This is a genomic window from Pseudomonas sp. 05N36, from assembly GCF_056397385.1.
Map to the genome: position 1 here is coordinate 517209 of NZ_JBFTNH010000001.1, position 20399 is coordinate 537607.

The following is a 20399-nucleotide window of genomic DNA, read 5'->3' on the forward strand; positions in this document are numbered from 1 at the left end:
GTTCTCCTTAATGTTTACGCGCGACGCGTTCGAGCAATGCCGTCAGCTCATCGAGCTTGGCAGAGAGTGTCTCAACGTCATGTTTAGACGCAATGCCGATACGATTCAAGGCACTTGCAACACGCGTGTCGAAAGCCTTCTCGACTTTGTCGAGCTGAACTTCGACTTTGCCTTTGAAGGTACTGACTTCACTCTTGGCTTCATCAATCTCGGCATTGGCCGCTTCAAGCTTCTCGGCGACGACTTTTTTGCCTTTCTTTTCAACAGTTTGACCAGCCTTGATCAACTCCTGAAAGTACTCGCTGCCTTCCTGGCCGACCTTGGTGTAGGCACCCAGGCCTGCCAGCCAGATCTTGCGGGCATAGGATTTCACCTCGTTCAACGCAGTCGGCTGAACGTCAGTTTTTTTCTTCAAAGTAACTTTGGCCATGGTGCACCTCACGCGCAGAAGGTTTGAGGAACTGCCCGTCAAGCGTCGGGCTCAGGCACAACGTAGTGAGAAAAATTAGAAACGGCACCCTAACAACTGACATAAACAATGCGAATGACAGCGTTCTATTGTGGGAGCGAGCCTGCTCGCGATAGCGGCTCATCATTCACCATTGATGCGGCCTGATACTCCGCCATCGCGAGCAGGCTCGCTCCCACAGGGTTCTCATTCCACAGAAAGAATGAGAGTCAGACCAGCGCTTTATCCAGGGCTCTTTCGATTTCCGACTTGATGGTGCCGCTCATGGCTGACATCAACAGACCGAGTTCGACATCGACCCTGATCGAGGTGTCGCCCACATAGACCGCGCCTTTGACCCCGGAACGCTTGAGGTTCAGGGTGTCGCCCGACCACTGAGGTTCCAGGCCATATTGCGCCGCCAGTTTTTCCGCCAGTTTGTCCGCCTTCTCGCGGGCTGCTTCCTTACCCAGGCCGTGGGTACGCTCAACACTGATATGGGCCACTGAATGACTCCTGCTTTATCGGGACTTGCCTCACGCATTCTGACCCCTGCTGCGTCAAAACGTCCGGGCGGTTGCCTATCTTACCTTCAGCCTTGCCAAGACAAAGCATCCCTGCGGGATTAGAATGTCGCGCATTCTCTTTTGGTGACAGCGATATGACTGATCAGCGCAAAGGCAGCGATGCCGAACCCACCACTCACTTCGGCTTCAAAAACGTTCCGGAAAGCCAGAAAGCGGAAAAAGTCGCTGAGGTTTTCCACTCGGTAGCCGCCAAATACGACTTGATGAACGACCTCCTGTCGGGCGGCATGCACCGTCTGTGGAAGCGTTTCGCGATCGAACTGTCGGGCGTTCGCACCGGCAACCGCGTGCTGGACATCGCTGGCGGCACCGGCGACTTGACCAGAAAGTTCTCGCACCTTGTCGGTCCGACCGGCCAGGTCGTGCTCGCCGACATCAACGAATCCATGCTCAAGGTTGGTCGTGACCGCCTGCTGGATCTGGGTGTGGCCGGCAACGTCGAATTCGTTCAGGCCGACGCTGAAAAGCTGCCATTCCCGGACAACCACTTCGACTGCGTGACCATCGCGTTCGGCCTGCGCAACGTCACCCACAAGGAAGACGCCCTGCGCTCCATGCTGCGGGTGCTCAAACCGGGCGGGCGCTTGCTGGTGCTGGAGTTCTCCAAACCGACCAACGCACTGATGTCCAAAGCCTACGACGCCTACTCGTTCGCCTTCATGCCGTTGATGGGCAAGCTGATCACCAATGACTCGGAAAGCTATCGCTACCTGGCCGAATCGATCCGCATGCACCCGAATCAGGAAACCCTGAAGTCGATGATGGTTGAAGCCGGTTTCGACCGCGTGACCTACCACAACATGACCGCAGGCATCGTCGCCCTGCACCGCGGCATCAAGCCCTGATGTTGCTCGCCGGCCTGCTCGCCAGCGTCGAACTCGGCCTCAACCGGGTGTTGCGGCTCGACAGCACGGCGCTGCCGCGCCTGGCGCATTTGAGCGGCAAGGTGATTGCCGTCGATTGCCGCAGCCCGGCGTTGCAGATGTTCATTGTGCCCAGCGACGAAGGCCTGATGCTGGCAGCACACTGGGCCGCGGACGCCGACTGCACCTTGCGTGCACCGGCGGCAAGCCTGCTCAAGCTGGCCCTGAGCAAAGACAAGACGGCGGTCCTGCATGCTCCTGAAGTTGAACTCGACGGCGACAGCGGCGTGCTGCTGGAACTTGCGGCAGTCCTTCAGGACCTGGAGCTGGACTGGGAATACGAACTCTCGCGCTGGCTCGGCCCGGTCGCCACGCAACTGCTGGGCGGTCATTTGCGCAGCCGCGCACGCTGGTATCAGCAGGGTTTCGCCAGCCTGAACCAGAATCTTGCCGACTACCTCGCCGAAGAATCGCGGGCCCTCGTCGGCCAGCGCGAAGCCGAAGCGCGGTTTAGTGAACTGGACCAGATCAAACTTGATCTGGAACGTCTTGAGGCGCGCTTCGAGCGTCTTTCCCGATCCCTTGATTCAAGCGATAACGCATGAAGCTGCTTGCCGTCCGCCGTTTGTTGCGCATCCAGCGCGTCGTGATCCGCTACCGCCTCGATGACCTGCTGTTCGCCCTGCCACTGCCGTGGTTCCTGCTGGGGCTGCGTTATGCGCTGCCGTGGCGCTGGTTTCCGCGTAAAACCCTGGACCTGAGCCGGGGCGCGCGCTTGCGGCTGGCCTTGCAGGACCTGGGGCCGATTTTCATCAAGTTCGGACAGATTCTTTCGACCCGCCGCGACCTGCTGCCCGAAGACATCGCCGATGAGCTGATGCTGTTGCAGGACCGCGTGCCGCCGTTTGACTCGCAGGTAGCGGTCAAGCTGATCGAAGAACAGCTGGGCAAGAAAATCAGCGATGTGTTCAGCCGATTCGACATCGAGCCACTGGCTTCGGCCTCAGTGGCGCAAGTCCACGCGGCGCAGTTGAAAAGCGGCGAAGAAGTGGTGGTCAAGGTCATACGCCCGGGCCTCAAGCCGGTCATCGCGCAGGACCTGGCCTGGCTGTTCATCCTCGCCCGCGCAGCGGAAAAACTCTCCGCCGACGCCCGCCTGCTGCACCCGGTGGAAGTGGTCAGCGACTACGAAAAGACCATCTTCGACGAACTCGACCTGCTGCGCGAAGCGGCTAATGCCAGCCAGCTGAGGCGCAATTTCGATGGCTCGCCGCTGCTGTACGTGCCGCAGGTGTACTGGGACTGGTGCCGGCCAAAAGTGTTGGTGATGGAGCGTATCTACGGGATTCAGGTCACGGACCTGGCGACCCTCGCCGACCAGCGCACCGACATGAAAATGCTCGCCGAACGTGGCGTGGAAATCTTCTTCACCCAGGTGTTCCGCGACAGCTTCTTCCACGCCGACATGCACCCCGGCAACATCTTCGTCAGCACCGTGCAGCCGTGGAGCCCGCAGTACATTGCAATCGACTGCGGGATCGTCGGCAGCCTGACGCCTGAAGACCAGGACTATCTGGCACGCAACCTGTTCGCGTTCTTCAAGCGTGACTATCGCCGTGTCGCCCAACTGCACATCGATTCGGGCTGGGTGCCGGCGGAAACCAAACTCAACGAATTCGAAGCGGCAATCCGTACGGTCTGCGAACCGATCTTCGAAAAACCGCTAAAGGATATTTCCTTCGGCCAGGTGTTGATGCGCCTGTTCCAGACGGCGCGGCGCTTCAACATGGAAGTGCAGCCGCAATTGGTTCTTTTGCAGAAAACCCTGCTCAACATCGAAGGCCTCGGCCGTCAGCTGTACCCGGAGCTGGACCTGTGGAACACCGCCCAGCCGTTCCTCGAACGCTGGATGCGCGAGCGCGTCAGCCCGAAAACCTTGCTCGGCAACCTGCACAACCAGGTCGAGCAGTTGCCGCACCTGGCCAACATGACCCGTGACCTGCTCGATCGCCTGTCGCAGCCGCACGCCGTAAACCCGCCACCGGCCTGGCATCGCCGCTCGGACGACTGGTTCCTGCGCCTGCTCGGCACCGCGCATCTGGCGGGCGGTGCGATCCTGCTGGCCGGCGGCCCTCTGGACGGACTCGGCCATTGGCCCGGCGCAATCATGGTGGCCGTGGGCTTGTATCTGATCGTTCGACGATAGCCAGTTGGGCCGCGCACTGGCACACTGTTTCAACGCCAGGGTTGCACTACTGAAGTGTCGAACCCGCTGTCGGAGTCGAAGATGAAAGATTGGCTGGACGAGATCAAATGGGACAGCGACGGCCTGGTGCCGGCGATCGCCCAGGATCATAAAACCGGGCGCGTGCTGATGATGGCCTGGATGAACCGCGAAGCGCTGGAACTGACCGCCGCCGAGAACCGCGCCATCTACTGGTCACGTTCGCGTGGCAAGCTGTGGCGCAAGGGCGAAGAGTCCGGTCATGTGCAAACCCTGCATGAGATGCGCCTGGACTGTGACGCCGACGTGATCATTCTGATGGTCGAGCAGATCGGCGACATCGCCTGTCATACCGGCCGCCAAAGCTGCTTCTACCGCGTCTATGAGAACGGCGACTGGAAAACCGTCGATCCGGTGCTCAAGGACCCGCACGCCATCTATTCGGACCACAAACATGACTGACACCCTGACCCGTCTGGCCCAAGTGCTGGAAGAGCGTAAAGGCGCCGCCGCCGACAGCTCCTATGTCGCCAGCCTTTACCACAAGGGCTTGAACAAGATTCTGGAAAAAGTCGGCGAAGAATCGGTCGAGACGATCATTGCCGCCAAAGACGCCGCCATCAGCGGAGATTGCAGTGATGTAATCTACGAAACCGCTGACCTGTGGTTCCATAGTATGGTCATGCTCGCCCAACTGGGGCAGCATCCGCAGGCCGTGCTCGATGAACTGGACCGCCGCTTCGGCCTGTCCGGTCACGTCGAGAAAGCCTCGCGCCCGTCCGCCTGAATAACTATTAGAGAGGAGCAGCAACATGGGCATTTTTGACTGGAAACACTGGATCGTCATCCTGATTGTCGTCGTACTGGTATTCGGCACCAAAAAACTGAAAAACCTTGGCACCGACGTCGGCGAAACGATCAAGGGCTTTCGCAAAGCCATGAACGACGAAGAGAAGCCTGCCGAACCCGTCGTGCCGCCGACCACTGCACAGCCAACAGCGCCGGTGCAGCCACAGGCCTCGACCCTGAAGGAGCCGCACACCATCGACGTGCAGGCCCATAAAGTCGAAGAGCCGACCCGCAAAGACTCGTGAGCACAGACTAATGTTCGGTATCAGCTTCTCTGAACTGCTGCTTGTCGGCCTCGTTGCCCTGCTGGTGCTGGGCCCCGAGCGTCTGCCGGGCGCTGCGCGCACCGCCGGCCTGTGGATCGGACGCCTGAAGCGCAGCTTTAACGCGATCAAACAGGAAGTTGAACGTGAAATCGGTGCCGACGAGATTMGCCGGCAACTGCACAACGAGCACATTCTGTCGCTGGAACAAGAGGCCCGCAAAATCCTCAATCCAGCCCAGCAGCCGACGCCAGTCGAGACGGTAGCCGAGCAGACGGTCCAGGCGCCTGCGCCTGCTGCCGAAACTGCGGCTGTCGCAACACCGGTCGAGCCGCCTCCAGCGGTCGTTGCCGCACCACCGACAGCCCCTGTTACTCCTGCGGCGGCAACCACTGCGCCGGCTCCCCACGACCCAACACTGCCGCCGCGAGCCCCATGAGCGATATTCCGGAATCCGACCAGCACATGCCGCTGGTTTCGCACCTCACCGAGTTGCGCACTCGCCTGCTGCGCTGCGTCGCGGCGATTTTCCTGATCTTCGCCGGGTTGTTTGCCTTCACCCAGCAGATCTACACCTTCGTCTCGATTCCGCTACGCCAGTATTTGCCGGCCGGCGCGACGATGATTGCCACCGACGTGTCCTCGCCGTTCCTGACGCCGTTGAAGCTGACCATGATGGTCTCGCTGTTCCTGGCGATCCCGGTGATCCTGCATCAGATCTGGGGCTTCATCGCGCCGGGCCTGTACAAGCATGAAAAGCGCATCGCGGTGCCGCTGCTGGTCTCCAGCATCCTGTTGTTCTACACCGGCATGGCGTTCGCCTACTTCCTGGTGTTCCCGCTGATCTTCAAGTTCTTCGCCTCGGCCACTCCGGCGGGCGTGGAAATGATGACCGACATCACCAGTTACCTGGATTTCGTCATGACGCTGTTCTTCGCCTTCGGCGTGGCGTTCGAGATCCCGGTGGCCGTAGTCCTGCTGGTGTGGATCGGCGTGGTCGACGTCAAATACCTGAAGAAGATCCGCCCGTACGTGGTCATCGGCTGCTTCGTGGTCGGCATGATCCTGACCCCGCCGGACATCTTCTCGCAGACCCTGCTGGCCGTGCCGATGTGGCTGCTGTTCGAGATCGGTATCCTGTTTGGCAGCCTGGTCAGCAAACGCGAAAAACCGGCGGATGACCAGCCGGCGGACGATCACAACGACCAGCCGCCAGCGACTCAACCGTGAACCTGCTGCTCCTCATCGATGCCGATTTCATTGCGGCCGACCGGGTAATCCTGCGCGATCGCCGACTGACCCACATGCAGGAAGTCCACCGCTGTGAAGTCGGCGACAGCATGCGGGTCGGACGGCTTGGCGGTTTGATGGGCTCAGCCGAAGTGCTGCGCCTGGAAGCCACCGAAGCCGAACTGCGCGTCACCCTCGACCAGCCACCGCCGGCCAAGCTGCCGCTGACCCTGCTGCTGGCCCTGCCACGGCCGAAGATGCTGCGCCGGGTATTCCAGACGGTGGCCGCCATGGGTGTGCCGCGAATCGTGCTGGTGAACAGCTATCGGGTCGAGAAGAGCTTCTGGCAGACGCCGTTCCTTGAACCCGAGGCGATCCGCGAGCAACTGATCCTTGGTCTCGAACAGGCTCGCGACAGCGTGCTGCCCGAGATCGTCATCGAAAAGCGCTTCAAGCCCTTCGTCGAAGACCGCCTGCCGGCCATCGCCGACGGCACCCTCGGGCTGATCGGCCATCCCGGCCAGTACCCGCCCTGCCCCCGCGGGCTGGACGAACCGGTGACCCTGGCCATCGGCCCCGAAGGCGGCTGGATCCCCTACGAAGTCGACCTGCTGACCAAGGCCGGCCTGCAACCGGTACAGCTCGGCGACCGAATCCTGCGGGTCGAAACCGCTGTCACGGCCCTGCTGTCACGGCTGTTCTAACACAGCTCCCTCCCCATAAGTGACTACCGGCCCAGACATTGCGGCGGCCTTCAGATCTCCATCTGTCGGCCGATAGTCTCTCTATAAATCCAATTAACGTGGTCGTAGGGAGTCCGCAGCATGTACCGATGGTTAGCCGAACACCTTGGGAATGTGAGCGTCAATCGCAAGCTTGGCATCGGCTTTGGCCTGGTGTTGCTCCTGACCCTGCTGATCACCGTGGATGGCTGGACGGGCATGAGCAGCATCATCAGTCGCGGTGACAAGCTCGGGTATATTTCCAGCCTCAATGAGCTGACCAAAGACCTGCGCATTGCTCGCCTGGACTATGAAATGCGTCGCGGTGAACAAGGCCCCGCTGCTGTCAGCGAGTTGCTGGACAAGCTCGATTCAGGCCTGCAAGGCGCCCTCAAGATGATCGAGCAGCCAGCCGACGTGGCGATGCTCAATCAGCAGATTGAAGCCGTCAGCAAGTACAAGCACGCCTTTACCGACATGACCCAGGCCACCGCCAACCGCGAGGCCGCCCGCGCCAAACTCGGTGCCAGCGCCGACAATGCCGTAGCCCACGTGGCGGAAGTCGAAAAAGCCCTGCTGCAAGGTGACAGCGTCGCCCAGTTCAACAGCGTCATCGAGCTGAGCAAGTTGATCCAACAGGCACGCTTCCAGGTGCGCGGCTATACCTACAGCGGCAAGGTCGAGGCTGAACAGCCGGCACTGGACGCCATCGATAACGCGTTGAAGTCCCTCAAGGCCCTGCCGGAAAAACTCCCGGAGCAACACACCGCCAACCTGCAACAAGCCACCGACTTGTTGATCGCCTACCGCGCAGCCGTCAGCCAATACCGCGATTCCCAGGTGACCAGCGCCACCGCCCTCAAGGGCATGGCCGAGCAAGGCGACTTGCTGCTCGAGCTGAGCAAGAAACTCACCGCAGCCCAAACCGTCGTGCGTGATAGCGATGCCGCCGCAGCCAAAAACACCCTGCTGCTGGTGACCGCGCTGGCACTGGCATTCGGTCTGCTCGCTGCCTGGGCCATCACCCGGCAGATCATCATCCCGCTGAACCAGACGCTGAAAGTTGCTGAACGGGTGGCTGCCGGCGACTTGACTCACAATCTCATTTCCCAGCGTCGCGATGAACTCGGCCAACTACAACGCGCGATGCAGAGCATGACCGTCGGCCTGCGTGAATTGATCGGCGGCATCAGCGAAGGCGTGACACAGATCGCCGGCGCTGCCGAAGAACTCTCTGCCGTGACCGAGCAGACCAGCGCCGGGGTCAACAGCCAGAAGATTGAAACCGACCAGGTGGCCACCGCCATGAACGAAATGGCCGCCACCGTGCAGGAAGTCGCGCGCAACGCCGAAGAAGCATCGGAAGCCGCCGTCGCCGCCGACCAACAGGCCCGCGAAGGCGACAAGGTGGTCGGCGAAGCCATCGCCCAGATCGAACGCCTGGCCACCGAAGTCGGCAACTCCACTGAAGCCATGGGGCATCTCAAGCGTGAGAGCGACAAGATCGGCAGCGTGCTGGACGTGATCAAATCCGTGGCCCAACAAACCAACCTGCTGGCCCTCAATGCCGCGATCGAGGCTGCACGGGCTGGTGAGGCCGGACGCGGTTTTGCCGTGGTTGCCGACGAAGTGCGCAGCCTGGCGCAACGCACCCAGAAGTCCACCGAAGAGATCGAAGAGCTGATTGTCGGCCTGCAAAGCGGTACTCAACAGGTCGCCACCATCATGGACAACAGCCGCAGCCTCACTGACAGCAGCGTCGAACTGACTCGCCGCGCCGGCGGTTCGCTGTCCACTATCACTCGCACTGTCTCGGCAATTCAGGCGATGAACCAGCAGATCGCCGCAGCCGCCGAACAACAGAGCGCGGTGGCCGAGGAGATCAACCGCAGCGTGCTGAACGTACGCGACGTTTCCGACCAGACCTCGGCCGCCAGCGAAGAAACCGCGGCCTCCAGCGTCGAACTGGCACGGCTGGGCACCCATTTGCAGATGCTGGTGGGCAAGTTCAGGGTTTGAGGTGATATGCAGGCCTCGGTCCATCTGAGACCGAGGTGATGCCATCGCGAGCAGGCTCGCTCCCACAGGTGTCCTGCAAGCACAAATAGTGTGCACACCGAAAATCAACTGTGGGAGCGAGCCTGCTCGCGATAGCGGTCTGACAGGAGACGAGGTTATAGAACCTGCCGCAAAAACGCCTGAGCTCGCGGGTCCTTCGGCGCATCGAAGAACTCGGCCGGCGAGGCGTCTTCCAGCAGTTTGCCGTGATCGAAGAACAGCACCCGATCCGCGACTTCCCGCGCAAACCCCATTTCATGGGTCACGCAGACCATGGTCATGCCTTCCACGGCCAGGGTCTTCATCACGTCCAGCACTTCGCCGACCATTTCCGGGTCCAGCGCCGACGTTGGCTCATCGAACAACATCACCTTCGGCTCCATGGCCAGCGCCCGGGCAATCGCTACGCGTTGTTGCTGACCGCCAGAGAGGCGCGACGGAAACTCGTGGGCCTTCTGCGCGATGCCGACCTTTTCCAGCAAGGCCAGCGCCTTGGCCTCGCGCTCCTGCTTGCCGCGCTTGCGCACGACTTTCTGCGCCAGGCAGAGGTTTTCCAGCACGGTCATGTGCGGGAACAGGTTGAAGTGCTGGAACACCATCCCGACTTCACGACGGTAAGCGTTGACGTCGGTTTTCGGGTCCGCCAATTGCAGACCGTCGATGCTCACCGAGCCTGAGTCGAATGCTTCCAGGCCATTCAGGCAACGCAGAAAGGTCGACTTGCCGGAGCCCGACGGGCCGATCACCACCAGCACTTCGCCCTTGGCCACTTGGGTGGTGACGTTATCCACCGCGCGGACCACTTGGCCGCGCGCGTCGAAGACTTTTACCAGATCGCGGACTTCAATCACTTTGCGCGAGCCTCCACTCAAGCCGGCTGGCGATTTTCGACAGCGGCAGGTTGATCAACAGGTACAGGCCCGCCACGCAGAACAGGATTTCGAACGGCGAGAACGAGGTGGTGATGACTTCACGGCCACTCTTGAGCAGCTCGGTGATGGCGATGACCGATACCAGCGAAGTATCCTTGACCAGACTGATGAATTGCCCGGCCAACGGTGGCAGCACGCGCTTGAACGCTTGCGGCAGCACCACGTGGCGCATCGACTGGCCAGCGCTCAAGCCCAGCGAACGGGCGGCTTCGTTCTGCCCACGGGCAATCGACTGCACGCCAGAACGAATGATTTCGGCCACATAGGCACCGGTGAACAGCGACAGAGCCGCGATCCCAGCAAACTCGCGGGACAGGTTGAGCACCGTGCCGATGAAGAAGTAGAAGATGAAGATCTGCACCAGCAGCGGCGTGCCGCGCACCAGTTCGATGTAGACGGTCGACAGGTCGCGCAGGGTCGGGTTGTTCGACAGCCGGCAGAGGCCGGTCGCCAGGCCGATCAGCAGCCCGAGCACGCCCGATACCAGCGACAGCCACAACGTTGTCCACAGGCCCCACAACAGCGGTCCTGCCGCCCAATGCCGGGTCACGCCAACCACATCGCCTTCCGCCACGTCGTCGCCACGGGCCACTTGCAGGCTGTTGTCATCAACGCTCAGCCGCTGTTCGACCCCGGCGTCATTGCGCAGGGTCACTTCGGCCTTATTGCCAGTACGCACCAGCTCGCTGACGGTGGAAATGTCAGCGGCACGCTGGGTTTCTTCGGCCTGATAGGCGAAATACTGCGGCACGCGGTTCCAGCGCCATTCGTAAGACATCAGCGAGGTGGCGTAGTACAACGCGCCAGCCATGCCGATCAGCACCAGCACGGTCAACACGTGCCAAGGCCATTGGGCTTTTTTCTGTTTCATTTGCTTTGAGAGTTCCGAATTCTGTGTCGCCAGGAAAACTGCCATCGCGAGCAGGCTCGCTCCCACATTGGACCGAGTCGTCAATAAATACGCGGTCAATTGTGGGAGCGAGCCTGCTCGCGATTGGAGCGGCGCGGTGTCATTGACACCCCGCCGCAATCAGCCTTATTCCATGTCCTTGAGCCAGGCGGAGTCTTTGAACCACTTGTCATGGATGCGATCGTAGGTGCCGTCTTCGTGGATCTGGTGCAGGAAGTTGTTGATGAAGTTGAGGCTGTCGTAGTCACCCTTCTTCAGACCGAAGGCTAGCGGCTCGTAGGTGAACGGCTTGTCGAGGAACACCAGTTTGCCGTTGCCGACCTTGTTCACTGCCACGACGTTGTAAGGCGCGTCGTAGATGAAGGCGTCAGCCTTTCCGTTAACCACATCGAGCACGGCTTCCTGCTCGTTGTCGTAGCCGTGGTACTTGGCTTTCGAGATCAGCTTCTTCGCGACCATTTCGCCGGTGGTGCCGAGCTTGGAGGTGATGCGGTAGTCCGCGGTGTTCAGGTCTTTGTAGGAGGTGATGGTGCCTTCCAGCTCCTTGCGGATCAGCAATGTCTGGCCGACCACAATGAACGGTTCGCTGAAGTTCAGGCGCAGGTTGCGTTCCTGGGTCAGGGTCATGCCACTGCCGATCATGTCGAACTTGTCGGTCATCAGGGCCGGGATGATCCCGTCGTAGCCGGTGGAGACCATCTCCAGCTTGACGCCCATGGCCTTGCTCATGGCTTTGAGGATGTCGACTTCGAAGCCGATGATCTCGCCGCGCTTGTTGGTCATTTCAAACGGCATGTAGGTCGGGTCCATGCCGACTTTCAGCGTGCCACGCTTGACTGCGTCGTCGATGGCGCCGGCGTGCGCCGCGTTGACGGCAACCAGTGCCGTGACGCCGAGCAGCAGCATCGAGAGATACTTCTTCATCATCAACTCCCCTAACCCATTGTGTTGTCAGGCGCACAAAAAGCCGATTTTCTTTTTAAAACCGACAGTTACGGACAGAAAGTTGTCCGGGCGCACAAAGAGGGTGGCGATGCTAACGCACTCGTCCGTTTGCACAAGGGGGCAGAAGGGGATTTGTTGTTTGCTGATCACTCACGCAAAAAAAACCCCGCTTGGTAGCGGGGCTTTTTCATCAAGCCGGTTGTGCCTGTGCGCTCAGCGGTTTGAGCGGCAACAACGGTGCGTGAGGATCGGCTTTCACCGACGCTCGCCAGGCATCCAGCCACTCGGCGTGACTGTCGCTCCAGACCTGCTCATGCAGGCGCCCCAGTGCTACAGGGTCGCTCAGCAGTTGCAGACGCTCATGGTTGTTCAACCCGGCAGGRCCGGCTTTCAGTGCATGGCGAACCCGTTCGATACGCAGCCACTCGATCGGTTCGGCCTGACCGTGACGCGACGTCGCCAGCGCGCATGCCAGGGCATTCTGCTGCGGATCGACCACGGCGCGGATGAAGCCGTCGTTCAGTGCGTGCCAACGGTTTTCGTGGGTGTACTGATCCGTTGCCAGCAAGGCCTGCGGCGGTGCGTATTCCTCAGGGATCAGGAACAGGCTTTCGTCACGGGACTTGAGGCCCAGCTTCACGCGGCTGGAGATCACCGACACCGGGATCGACAGCATCAACGAACCGACGATCGGTACCAGCCACCAGAGGAAACTCGGGTTCAGCCAGACCACCAGCAAGGCCCAGAAAAAGCCCAGCAAGGTTTGCGGACCATGGCGGCGCACCGCTTCGCTCCACGGTGTCGAGTCGTCATCACGTTGTGGCGAGTTCCAGGTCGCCGCCCAGCCGAGAAACGCGGCGAGTACGAAACGGGTGTGGAAGATCATCCGCACCGGCGCCAGCAGCATGGAGAACAGCATCTCCAGCAGCATCGACAAGGTCACCTTGAACTTGCCGCCGAACTCTTTCGCGCCCTTGGCCCAGATCAGGATGATGCTCAGCAACTTCGGCAGGAACAGCAGCACGATGGTCGTCGAGAACAGCGCAACGGCCTTGTCCGGGTGCCATTGTGGCCACAGCGGATACAGCTGTCGCGGCTCCATGAAGTACTGCGGCTCCATCAGCGTGTTGACCGCCAGCAGCGCCGTCGACAGCACCAGGAAGAAGAACCACAGCGGTGCCGACAGATAAGACATCACGCCGGTCAGGAACACCGCACGGTGCACCGGGTGCATGCCCTTGACCAGGAACAGCCGGAAGTTCATCAGGTTGCCGTGGCACCAGCGACGGTCACGCTTGAGCTCGTCGAGCAGGTTCGGCGGCAGTTCTTCGTAGCTGCCGGGCAGATCGTAAGCGATCCACACGCCCCAGCCGGCACGGCGCATCAGCGCCGCTTCAACGAAGTCGTGGGAAAGGATCGCCCCCGCGAATGCGCCTTTACCGGGCAACGGCGCCAGGGCGCAGTGCTCGATGAACGGCTTCATGCGGATGATCGCGTTGTGGCCCCAGTAGTGGGATTCGCCCAACTGCCAGAAGTGCAGGCCGGCGGTAAACAGCGGACCGTATACCCGCGTGGCGAACTGCTGCATGCGCGCATACAGCGTGTCCATGCCCGAGGCACGTGGCGCGGTCTGAATGATCCCGGCGTCCGGCGTGGCTTCCATCAAGCGCACCAGACTGGTCAGGCATTCGCCGCTCATCACGCTGTCGGCGTCGAGTACGACCATGTATTTGTAATCACCGCCCCAACGACGGCAGAAGTCGTCGAGGTTGCCGCTCTTGCGTTTCACGCGACGGCGACGACGGCGATAGAAGATCTTGCCAAAGCCCTTGGCTTCGCGGCAGACGTCCAGCCAGGCTTGCTGCTCGGCAACGCAGATATCGGTGTCGTTACTGTCACTGAGGACAAAGAAATCGAAGCGATCCAGGTCACCGGTGGCGGCGACCGACTCGAAGGTCGCGCGCAAACCGGCGAACACCCGCGGTACGTCTTCGTTGCAGATCGGCATCACCAACGCGGTGCGAGCGTCCTTGGGAATCGGCTCGTTGCCGGCGCTGGCGCCGGAAATGCGGTACTTGTCGTGCCCGGTGAGCAACTCGAGGAAGCCCATCAGTGCGGTCCAGAAACCGGCCGATACCCAGCAGAACAGAATCCCGAACAGAATCAGGATGCTGGTTTGCAAGGCATAGGGCAGCACTTGCGTGGCCGTCTGGAGCAGCGGTTGGTGCAGGACTTCGTTGAGGTCGACGAACGACCAGCCCTGGTACGGCATGATGCCTTTCATGTACCAGCCTGCGACGATGGTCTGGCCCAGCATCAACACCAACAGGATGTAGCGGCGGATCGAACCGACGGTGCGCCAGCGAGCCGCCGGCAGCACGCGCTCATCCTTCGGCGGTGCCGGAGGGTTGGTGCGACCGGTCAGGCGACGCCAGCCACGCACCAGGATATTGGTACGCCATGGCTCGGGCACGACCTTGGTCCGACGAATCGGCGGGGTTGCCTTCAGGCACACACGACCGGCGGCGTCGAGCGCCAACATCTCGGCTTCTTCCAGCTCCTCGGCGGAGTTGAGGGTCAGCCGGCGACCGACCGAAGCCTGGTTCGCTTCGCCCGGTGCGTCGAAGGTCTTCGACGACAGGCGCTCATGCAGTTCGCTGAAAGATGTGCAGCCCGCAAGTTCTGCGCGCTGCTCATCGGTCATTGGCAGGTGCGCCAGATACTCGTTGAGAGTTTCTGGCTGTACTTGGGAATTACTCATCGGCTGGCAACTGGTAGCTCCAGGTCTCGGTCAGCACTTGTTCAGTCTTGGCTGCATCCGGGGCAGGAGGTGTGGCAGGGGCTGCTTCGGCAGCGGCAGGCTGCTTGGCATCTTTGTCTTTCGCTTCCTTGGATTCCTTTTCTTTCTTCTCGAGTTGCTTGGCGGCGATCTTGTCGGCCTTGGCAATGGAAGAATTGGCGTTCGGCAGCGAAGCCTTCACCGGCTCAGGGGCGACGATTTCCTTGACCAGCGCAGCACGCATCTCGGTGGATTTGCCCGGGTCCTTGATCTTCATGCGCAGGGTCAGGCGCCAGCCCTGGGTTTCAGGGTTGTAGCGCACGCTGTTCTCGACCACTTCGGCGTTGTCGCCAACGCTGACCTGGCTGCGAACCGGCGCATCTTCCGGCAGTGCCTTGAGGGACGGGCCAGTGAAGTCCACCAGGTAGGCAACGCTGCCATCTGGCTGACGAATCAGGTTGGACTGTTTCACGTCACCGGTGGAACGCAGGGTCTGTTGAACCCAGGCGCTGTCTGCCGAATGCAGGGCTGCTTCGTCGATGGTCCAGTGCAGACGGTAGGCGAAGTCCAGCGGCTGACCAGGCTCAGGCAGTTTTTCCGGGCTCCAGAAGGCAACGATGTTGTCGTTGGTTTCGTCGGCGGTCGGGATCTCTACGAGGTCGACAGTGCCTTTGCCCCAGTCGCCCTGTGGCTCGATCCAGGCGCTTGGGCGCTTGTCGTAGCGGTCATCGAGGTCTTCGTAGTGGCTGAAGTCACGGCCACGTTGCAGCAGGCCGAAACCACGCGGGTTCTCAACCGAAAAATTGCTGACGGCCAGGTGTTTCGGGTTGTTCAACGGGCGCCAGATCCACTCGCCATTGCCGGCATGGATCGACAGGCCGCTGGAATCGTGCAGTTCGCGACGGTAGTTGAGCACTTTCGACGGCTGGTTGGCGCCGAACAGGAACATGCTGGTCAGTGGCGCGATCCCCAGTTTGCTGACCTTGTCACGCAGGAACATCTGCGCCTTGACGTCGACAATGGTGTCACTGCCTGGACGCAGGGTCAGGCGGTAGGCGCCGGTGGCACGCGGCGAGTCCAGCAGGGCGTAGATCACCAGGTGCTTGTCGGTCGGCTTGGGTTGTTCGATCCAGAACTCGGTAAAGCGCGGGAACTCTTCACCGGACGGCAACGCAGTGTCGATTGCCAGGCCACGGGCGGACAGGCCATAGGTGTGGCCTTTGCCGACGACGCGGAAGTAACTCGCGCCGAGCATGGTCATGATTTCGTCTTGCTTGTCGGCCTTGTTGATCGGGTACAGCACACGGAAGCCGGCATAACCCAGCTTTTCGGTGGATTTAGGATCGAACTTCACATCGCCGAAATCGAAACGACTTGGGTCGTACTTGATCTCTTCAACGTTGTTGGCGGTGATTTCGTTGATCTTCACCGGCGTGTCGAAGTGCATGCCCTGGTGATAGAACGACAGCTTGAACGGGGTTTTCTGGTCGGCCCATTCGGCTTTTTCGGTCAGGAAACGAATTTTCTGATAATCCGCGAATTTCATCTCACGGAATTCGTTCGGCAGATTGCTGCGCGGGGCTTCGTATTTTTGCCCGGCCAGCTCTTTTGCCTTGGCCGACACATCATCCAGATTGAATGCCCAAAGCTGGCCAGCGCTGAGCAGGCAAAGCAAAGCAGAGCCCGTCACCAGTGCGTTTCGTAACCGTTTGGCAGACAATTTTGGTGCATTACAGGGACTAACAATCACGAGCAACCCTCGCCGAAAACAGATCAAAAAACCAACGGCCAGCTATCTATATGCCAGGTTGGCGAGCATTGTTCCGACTCCGATGGGGCTAAATGATTCCCCAAACGGTTGCGGACAAGTCTCTACCTAAGTCAAAAATGGGCCAACGAACGCTGATCCCCGTAGCGCGGGATTATCTAGTAGGCCGCGTTACAACGCATCAGGGGTAACAAAGTATTTATCGCGAAAAACCCCTGTTTTCGACCGAAACACGCCTGAAAAGATGTTTCAAGCGTCTTCAGGTCTGTAACAGGAAGGTTACCGGGCCATCATTGACCAGATGCACCTGCATGTCAGCGCCAAATCTACCTGATGCCACTTTGCCATGTAACTGCTGCGCTTTGGTCAATATATAGCCAAAAAGCTCTTCTCCGAGTGCCGGTGGGGCCGCGGTAGAAAAGCTCGGACGCAAACCATTTTTGGTATCGGCGGCCAGGGTGAACTGCGAGACCAACAACAAGCCACCGCCGACATCGGCCAGGGACAGATTCATCTTGCCCTCGGCGTCACTGAATACCCGATAGTTAAGCAGCTTATGCAGAAGTTTGTCGGCACTGGCCCGTGTGTCTTGCGGCTCGACCGCCACCAGCACCAGCAAACCCTGGTCTACAGCGCCAACAACCTCCCCCGCCACTTCGACGCGTGCACTTCGCACGCGTTGTAACAGGCCCTTCATGCTTCTTCAGGCGGTAGATCAAGCAAACGCCGGGCCATCTGGCTGGCCGCACGCACCAATGCATCGGTGATACCCGGTTCGGACGCTGCGTGGCCGGCATCGCGGATCACCTGCAGTTCACTGTTCGGCCAGGCCTGATGCAGTTCCCAGGCATTATCCAGCGGGCAGATCACATCGTAACGGCCATGGACAATGACGCCGGGCAAATGGGCGATCTTGCCCATGTCGCGAATCAGCTGGTTGGGCTCCAGGAACGCATTGTTGGTGAAGTAGTGGCATTCGATCCGGGCAATCGACAGCGCGCGCTGCGGCTCGGAGAAGCGGTCGACCACCATCGGGTTCGGACGCAAGGTAGCCGTGCGGCCTTCCCAGGTCGACCAGGCCTTGGCCGCGTGCATCTGGGCAATCTGGTCGTTGCCGATCAGGCGCTTGTGGAATGCGCTGAGCAGGTCGTCGCGCTCGTCCAGCGGGATCGGCGCGATGTAGTCCTGCCAGTAATCCGGGAACAGACGGCTGGCGCCGGCCTGGTAGAACCATTCGATTTCCTGCGGGCGGCAGAGAAAGATCCCGCGCAGGATCAGACCGTGCACACGCTCCGGGTGGGTTTGTGCGTAGGCCAGGGCCAGGGTCGAACCCCAGGAGCCGCCGAACAGCACCCATTTGTCGATCCCCAGGTGCTGGCGAATCCGCTCAAGGTCGGCGACCAGATCCCAGGTGGTGTTGTTTTCGAGGTTGGCGTGGGGCGTGGAACGACCGCAGCCGCGCTGATCGAAGGTAACGATGCGGTACAGGTTCGGATCGAAGTAGCGCCGACTCTGCGCGTCACAACCGGCCCCCGGGCCACCGTGAATGAACACCACCGGCAAACCTTCCGGTGAACCGCTTTCGTCGACGTACAGCGTGTGTATTGCATCGACGGCCAGATCGTGCCGGGCGTAGGGTTTGATCTGCGGGTACAAAGTCTGCATTGCGCGCTCCGTAAGGGGTCGAGGTCATCCCTGGGGGGACTTCAATTATTCTGCCGTCCGGCATCATAAACCCGAATTACGTGAATGAGCATGCCCGTAAAAAATCAGACTTCGCTTACAAGAAACCGATGCAAATACGCCAACAGGTTTTCATAGAGCAGATCCACTTCCGCGACCTCGCCCCGGCCCCGCAAACACCCGTGAATCAGCCCTTTGCCCGAATACAGGTTGACCTCGCCCCCGGCGGCTTCAAGTCGCCGGGCATAACTGACGCCGTCGTCGCGTAGCGGGTCGAACTGCGCGACGGCGATCATTGTCGCTGGCAAACCGCTGAAATCATCGGCGAGCAATGGCATGGCGTAGGCCGACGGTTGCCGCGTACCGCGCAAGTACAACGCGTGATAGCAGTCCAGGTCGCTGCTGCTGAGTAGCGGCGCATCCGCACATTCGCTGCGCGATGGAAGCCTGGCGTCACCGCCCAGTCCCGGGTAGATCAAGACTTGTGCGCAGGGCAGGCGCTCGCCCCGGTCACGTAATGCCAGGCACAACGCAGCAGCAAGATTGCCGCCGGCGCTGTCACCGGCCACCAGCATCCGCGTCGCGTCCAGCGCAAACGGGCTCGCCCCCGCGCACAGCGCTCGCCAGACGCTCAGGCAGTCATCAAACGCCGCCGGAAAGGGATGCTCGGGAGCCAGTCGGTAATCGACAGCAATCACCAGCACGCCCAAAACCGCCGACAACTCGGTGCAGATGAAGTCGTGCGAGTCCAGATCCCCCACCACCCAGCCACCGCCGTGCAGATAAAGGATGCACGGCCAACCCGAATCCGGCGGTGCCACCGCTGGCTGGTAAGACCGGACACGAACGCCTTCCAGCGTGAAGTCGGCGACCTCCAGCCCGTCCGGGCGAGCCGGGGAAAATGCCCGGCACATTTGACTGTAAGCCTGACGCAGCCCGTCCAGGCTGCTGTCGGGGCTGTTGAAGCTGAGGGTTCTCTCGACAAAGGCCGAGAGCTGCGCAGAGATCGGATAATCAGCCATAAGGTTCTCGACGGCTCAGAGTTTCAGGCTGGCCTGTACCGCCTTCACACCGTCCTTGCCATCGAAACTGCTGACACCCGCCAACCAGCGCTGAAGATCCTCGGGATGGTCACGCAGCCATTGCCGGGCGACTTCCTGCGCGGTCTTGCGCTCCATGATCGGTACCATCAACTGGCTTTCCTGAGCGGCGGTGAACGTCAGGTTTTCCAACAGACGGTTCACGTTCGGGCAACGCTGGGCATAATCCGGCGCAGTTACGGTCGAGACCGTCGCCGCACCTTCGTTAGGGCCGTACACGTCCTCGCTGCCGGTCAGGTAGTTGATCTTCATGTTGATGTTCATTGGATGCGGGGTCCAGCCGACGAACACCACGAACTCCTTGCGATTGACCGCCCGCTGCACGGCGGCCAGCATGCCGGCCTCGCCGGATTCGATCAGCTTGAAGTCCTTGAGGCCAAAGTGATTGGTCTCGATCATGGTTTTGATGGTGGTGTTGGCGCCGCTGCCCGGCTCGATGCCGTAGATCTTGCCACCCAGCTGGTCTTTGAATCTGGCGATATCGCCGAAGGTTTTCAGGCCCGCTGCCGCGACATAGTCAGGCACTGCGAGGGTGGCCTGGGCGTCAGACAGGCTGGGCTTGTCCATGACTTTGAGTTGATTGGCGGCGATGAACGGCGCGATGTTCTTGTCCATCGCGGGCTTCCAGTAGCCGAGGAAGATATCCAGGCGTTTGTCGCGGATGCCGGCGAAGATGATTTGCTGCACGGCGCTGGTTTGCTTGCTTTCGTAGCCAAGCCCGTTGAGCAAGACTTCGGCCATGCCACTGGTGGCGATCACGTCGGTCCAGTTGACCACGCCCATGCGCACGGATTGGCAGGACGCCGGTTCGCTGGCAAAGGTGTTGGCGCTTAGAAGTGCGGTGCCGGTAAGGATTAACAGACAGCGGTTGAACAGTCGTTTCATCGGGAAGGCTCGCTCGGCAGCTGGTTATTGTGGGCCCGGTGTCTTCGTGCACCGTGGTCACAACGTTACGCAGCGTCTGAGCGACAAAAACGCCCTGAGGCGACCGTGTCTTGCACGGTGGCGACAGCAACCGATCGTTGTGGCGAGGGAGCT

General features: G+C 60.5%; 21 protein-coding genes and 1 pseudogene. 11 read left to right on the forward strand and 11 right to left on the reverse strand.

Features of this window, described 5'->3' with window-relative positions; translation table 11 throughout:
• Nucleotides 1-7 precede the first annotated feature (7 nt).
• Nucleotides 8-430 (reverse strand): phasin family protein, encoded by a 423-nt coding sequence (locus AC1DIH_RS02335; protein ID WP_019691360.1) that lies wholly within the window; start codon nucleotides 428-430, stop codon nucleotides 8-10.
• Between the two features lie 248 nt (nucleotides 431-678).
• Nucleotides 679-954, reverse strand: coding sequence for a polyhydroxyalkanoic acid system family protein (locus tag AC1DIH_RS02340; protein WP_427529255.1), 276 nt, complete (start codon nucleotides 952-954; stop codon nucleotides 679-681).
• A 155-nt stretch (nucleotides 955-1109) separates the two neighbouring features.
• On the opposite strand from AC1DIH_RS02340, the gene ubiE reads away from it, so the two are divergent.
• The 11 genes and pseudogenes from ubiE (at nucleotide 1110) to AC1DIH_RS02395 (ending at nucleotide 9205) form a co-directional block, all read left to right on the forward strand.
• On the forward strand, nucleotides 1110-1880 hold the full coding sequence (ubiE, locus tag AC1DIH_RS02345; protein ID WP_007989286.1) for a bifunctional demethylmenaquinone methyltransferase/2-methoxy-6-polyprenyl-1,4-benzoquinol methylase UbiE: 771 nt from the start codon (nucleotides 1110-1112) through the stop codon (nucleotides 1878-1880).
• Complete coding sequence (locus tag AC1DIH_RS02350) at nucleotides 1880-2503, forward strand: ubiquinone biosynthesis accessory factor UbiJ (protein ID WP_216742883.1); 624 nt, start codon at nucleotides 1880-1882, stop codon at nucleotides 2501-2503. The genes ubiE and AC1DIH_RS02350 overlap by 1 nt, the downstream gene beginning before the upstream one ends.
• Nucleotides 2500-4104 (forward strand): ubiquinone biosynthesis regulatory protein kinase UbiB, encoded by a 1605-nt coding sequence (gene ubiB / locus AC1DIH_RS02355; RefSeq protein ID WP_477767804.1) that lies wholly within the window; start codon nucleotides 2500-2502, stop codon nucleotides 4102-4104. Before AC1DIH_RS02350 ends, ubiB begins: the two co-directional genes overlap by 4 nt.
• Nucleotides 4105-4185: 81 nt before the next feature.
• Nucleotides 4186-4584: a phosphoribosyl-AMP cyclohydrolase gene (hisI, locus tag AC1DIH_RS02360; protein WP_054595207.1), complete on the forward strand. Its 399-nt coding sequence runs from the start codon at nucleotides 4186-4188 to the stop codon at nucleotides 4582-4584.
• Nucleotides 4577-4909 (forward strand): phosphoribosyl-ATP diphosphatase, encoded by a 333-nt coding sequence (locus AC1DIH_RS02365; protein ID WP_018929162.1) that lies wholly within the window; start codon nucleotides 4577-4579, stop codon nucleotides 4907-4909. The genes hisI and AC1DIH_RS02365 overlap by 8 nt, the downstream gene beginning before the upstream one ends.
• 25 nt (nucleotides 4910-4934) lie before the next feature.
• Entirely contained in the window at nucleotides 4935-5216 is a 282-nt protein-coding gene (locus AC1DIH_RS02370; RefSeq protein ID WP_103317087.1) for a twin-arginine translocase TatA/TatE family subunit, read from the forward strand.
• A 10-nt stretch (nucleotides 5217-5226) separates the two neighbouring features.
• A complete protein-coding gene (gene tatB / locus AC1DIH_RS02375) occupies nucleotides 5227-5673 on the forward strand; it encodes a Sec-independent protein translocase protein TatB (protein WP_477770456.1) in 447 nt (148 codons plus the stop codon).
• On the forward strand, nucleotides 5670-6464 hold the full coding sequence (gene tatC / locus AC1DIH_RS02380) for a twin-arginine translocase subunit TatC (protein WP_019691352.1): 795 nt from the start codon (nucleotides 5670-5672) through the stop codon (nucleotides 6462-6464). The genes tatB and tatC overlap by 4 nt, the downstream gene beginning before the upstream one ends.
• Nucleotides 6461-7168: a 16S rRNA (uracil(1498)-N(3))-methyltransferase gene (locus AC1DIH_RS02385; RefSeq protein ID WP_477770457.1), complete on the forward strand. Its 708-nt coding sequence runs from the start codon at nucleotides 6461-6463 to the stop codon at nucleotides 7166-7168. The genes tatC and AC1DIH_RS02385 overlap by 4 nt, the downstream gene beginning before the upstream one ends.
• Nucleotides 7169-7405: 237 nt before the next feature.
• A pseudogene (locus tag AC1DIH_RS02390) lies at nucleotides 7406-8347 on the forward strand (methyl-accepting chemotaxis protein); the annotation flags it as partial.
• Nucleotides 8348-8491: 144 nt separating this feature from the next.
• Nucleotides 8492-9205 (forward strand): methyl-accepting chemotaxis protein, encoded by a 714-nt coding sequence (locus AC1DIH_RS02395; RefSeq protein WP_477770526.1) that lies wholly within the window; start codon nucleotides 8492-8494, stop codon nucleotides 9203-9205.
• A gap of 155 nt (nucleotides 9206-9360) precedes the next feature.
• Here the strand turns inward: AC1DIH_RS02395 and AC1DIH_RS02400 are convergent, their stop codons facing one another.
• The 9 genes from AC1DIH_RS02400 to AC1DIH_RS02440 all read right to left on the reverse strand — a co-directional run bounded on the left by AC1DIH_RS02400 (nucleotide 9361) and on the right by AC1DIH_RS02440 (nucleotide 20246).
• Complete coding sequence (locus AC1DIH_RS02400; protein ID WP_477770458.1) at nucleotides 9361-10095, reverse strand: amino acid ABC transporter ATP-binding protein; 735 nt, start codon at nucleotides 10093-10095, stop codon at nucleotides 9361-9363.
• Nucleotides 10088-11047: an amino acid ABC transporter permease gene (locus AC1DIH_RS02405; RefSeq protein WP_477770459.1), complete on the reverse strand. Its 960-nt coding sequence runs from the start codon at nucleotides 11045-11047 to the stop codon at nucleotides 10088-10090. The genes AC1DIH_RS02400 and AC1DIH_RS02405 overlap by 8 nt, the downstream gene beginning before the upstream one ends.
• A gap of 165 nt (nucleotides 11048-11212) precedes the next feature.
• On the reverse strand, nucleotides 11213-12010 hold the full coding sequence (locus AC1DIH_RS02410; protein WP_477770460.1) for a transporter substrate-binding domain-containing protein: 798 nt from the start codon (nucleotides 12008-12010) through the stop codon (nucleotides 11213-11215).
• Between the two features lie 211 nt (nucleotides 12011-12221).
• Nucleotides 12222-14792: a glucans biosynthesis glucosyltransferase MdoH gene (mdoH, locus tag AC1DIH_RS02415; RefSeq protein ID WP_477770461.1), complete on the reverse strand. Its 2571-nt coding sequence runs from the start codon at nucleotides 14790-14792 to the stop codon at nucleotides 12222-12224.
• The gene (locus tag AC1DIH_RS02420) at nucleotides 14785-16560 is read right to left on the reverse strand and encodes a glucan biosynthesis protein G (protein WP_477770462.1); all 1776 of its coding nucleotides are present in this window, start codon (nucleotides 16558-16560) and stop codon (nucleotides 14785-14787) included. The genes mdoH and AC1DIH_RS02420 overlap by 8 nt, the downstream gene beginning before the upstream one ends.
• 277 nt (nucleotides 16561-16837) lie before the next feature.
• Complete coding sequence (dtd, locus tag AC1DIH_RS02425; RefSeq protein ID WP_427529238.1) at nucleotides 16838-17275, reverse strand: D-aminoacyl-tRNA deacylase; 438 nt, start codon at nucleotides 17273-17275, stop codon at nucleotides 16838-16840.
• Nucleotides 17272-18243: a prolyl aminopeptidase gene (gene pip / locus AC1DIH_RS02430; RefSeq protein ID WP_054595195.1), complete on the reverse strand. Its 972-nt coding sequence runs from the start codon at nucleotides 18241-18243 to the stop codon at nucleotides 17272-17274. The genes dtd and pip overlap by 4 nt, the downstream gene beginning before the upstream one ends.
• A 104-nt stretch (nucleotides 18244-18347) precedes the next feature.
• Entirely contained in the window at nucleotides 18348-19283 is a 936-nt protein-coding gene (locus tag AC1DIH_RS02435; RefSeq protein WP_477770463.1) for an alpha/beta hydrolase, read from the reverse strand.
• Nucleotides 19284-19298: 15 nt separating this feature from the next.
• Nucleotides 19299-20246 carry a choline ABC transporter substrate-binding protein gene (locus AC1DIH_RS02440; RefSeq protein WP_477770464.1) on the reverse strand — a complete coding sequence of 316 codons (948 nt, stop codon included), beginning with the start codon at nucleotides 20244-20246 and terminating at the stop codon, nucleotides 19299-19301.
• Nucleotides 20247-20399 lie beyond the last annotated feature (153 nt).

Coding starts and splice junctions, on each gene's coding strand:
- AC1DIH_RS02335 (WP_019691360.1), bottom strand. CDS start 430: ATGGCCAAAGTTACTTTGAAGAAAAAAACTGACGTTCAGCCGACTGCG.
- ubiE (WP_007989286.1), top strand. CDS start 1,110: ATGACTGATCAGCGCAAAGGCAGCGATGCCGAACCCACCACTCACTTC.
- AC1DIH_RS02350 (WP_216742883.1), top strand. CDS start 1,880: ATGTTGCTCGCCGGCCTGCTCGCCAGCGTCGAACTCGGCCTCAACCGG.
- ubiB (WP_477767804.1), top strand. CDS start 2,500: ATGAAGCTGCTTGCCGTCCGCCGTTTGTTGCGCATCCAGCGCGTCGTG.
- hisI (WP_054595207.1), top strand. CDS start 4,186: ATGAAAGATTGGCTGGACGAGATCAAATGGGACAGCGACGGCCTGGTG.
- AC1DIH_RS02365 (WP_018929162.1), top strand. CDS start 4,577: ATGACTGACACCCTGACCCGTCTGGCCCAAGTGCTGGAAGAGCGTAAA.
- AC1DIH_RS02370 (WP_103317087.1), top strand. CDS start 4,935: ATGGGCATTTTTGACTGGAAACACTGGATCGTCATCCTGATTGTCGTC.
- tatC (WP_019691352.1), top strand. CDS start 5,670: ATGAGCGATATTCCGGAATCCGACCAGCACATGCCGCTGGTTTCGCAC.
- AC1DIH_RS02395 (WP_477770526.1), top strand. CDS start 8,492: ATGAACGAAATGGCCGCCACCGTGCAGGAAGTCGCGCGCAACGCCGAA.
- AC1DIH_RS02405 (WP_477770459.1), bottom strand. CDS start 11,047: ATGAAACAGAAAAAAGCCCAATGGCCTTGGCACGTGTTGACCGTGCTG.
- AC1DIH_RS02410 (WP_477770460.1), bottom strand. CDS start 12,010: ATGAAGAAGTATCTCTCGATGCTGCTGCTCGGCGTCACGGCACTGGTT.
- dtd (WP_427529238.1), bottom strand. CDS start 17,275: ATGAAGGGCCTGTTACAACGCGTGCGAAGTGCACGCGTCGAAGTGGCG.
- pip (WP_054595195.1), bottom strand. CDS start 18,243: ATGCAGACTTTGTACCCGCAGATCAAACCCTACGCCCGGCACGATCTG.
- AC1DIH_RS02435 (WP_477770463.1), bottom strand. CDS start 19,283: ATGGCTGATTATCCGATCTCTGCGCAGCTCTCGGCCTTTGTCGAGAGA.
- AC1DIH_RS02440 (WP_477770464.1), bottom strand. CDS start 20,246: ATGAAACGACTGTTCAACCGCTGTCTGTTAATCCTTACCGGCACCGCA.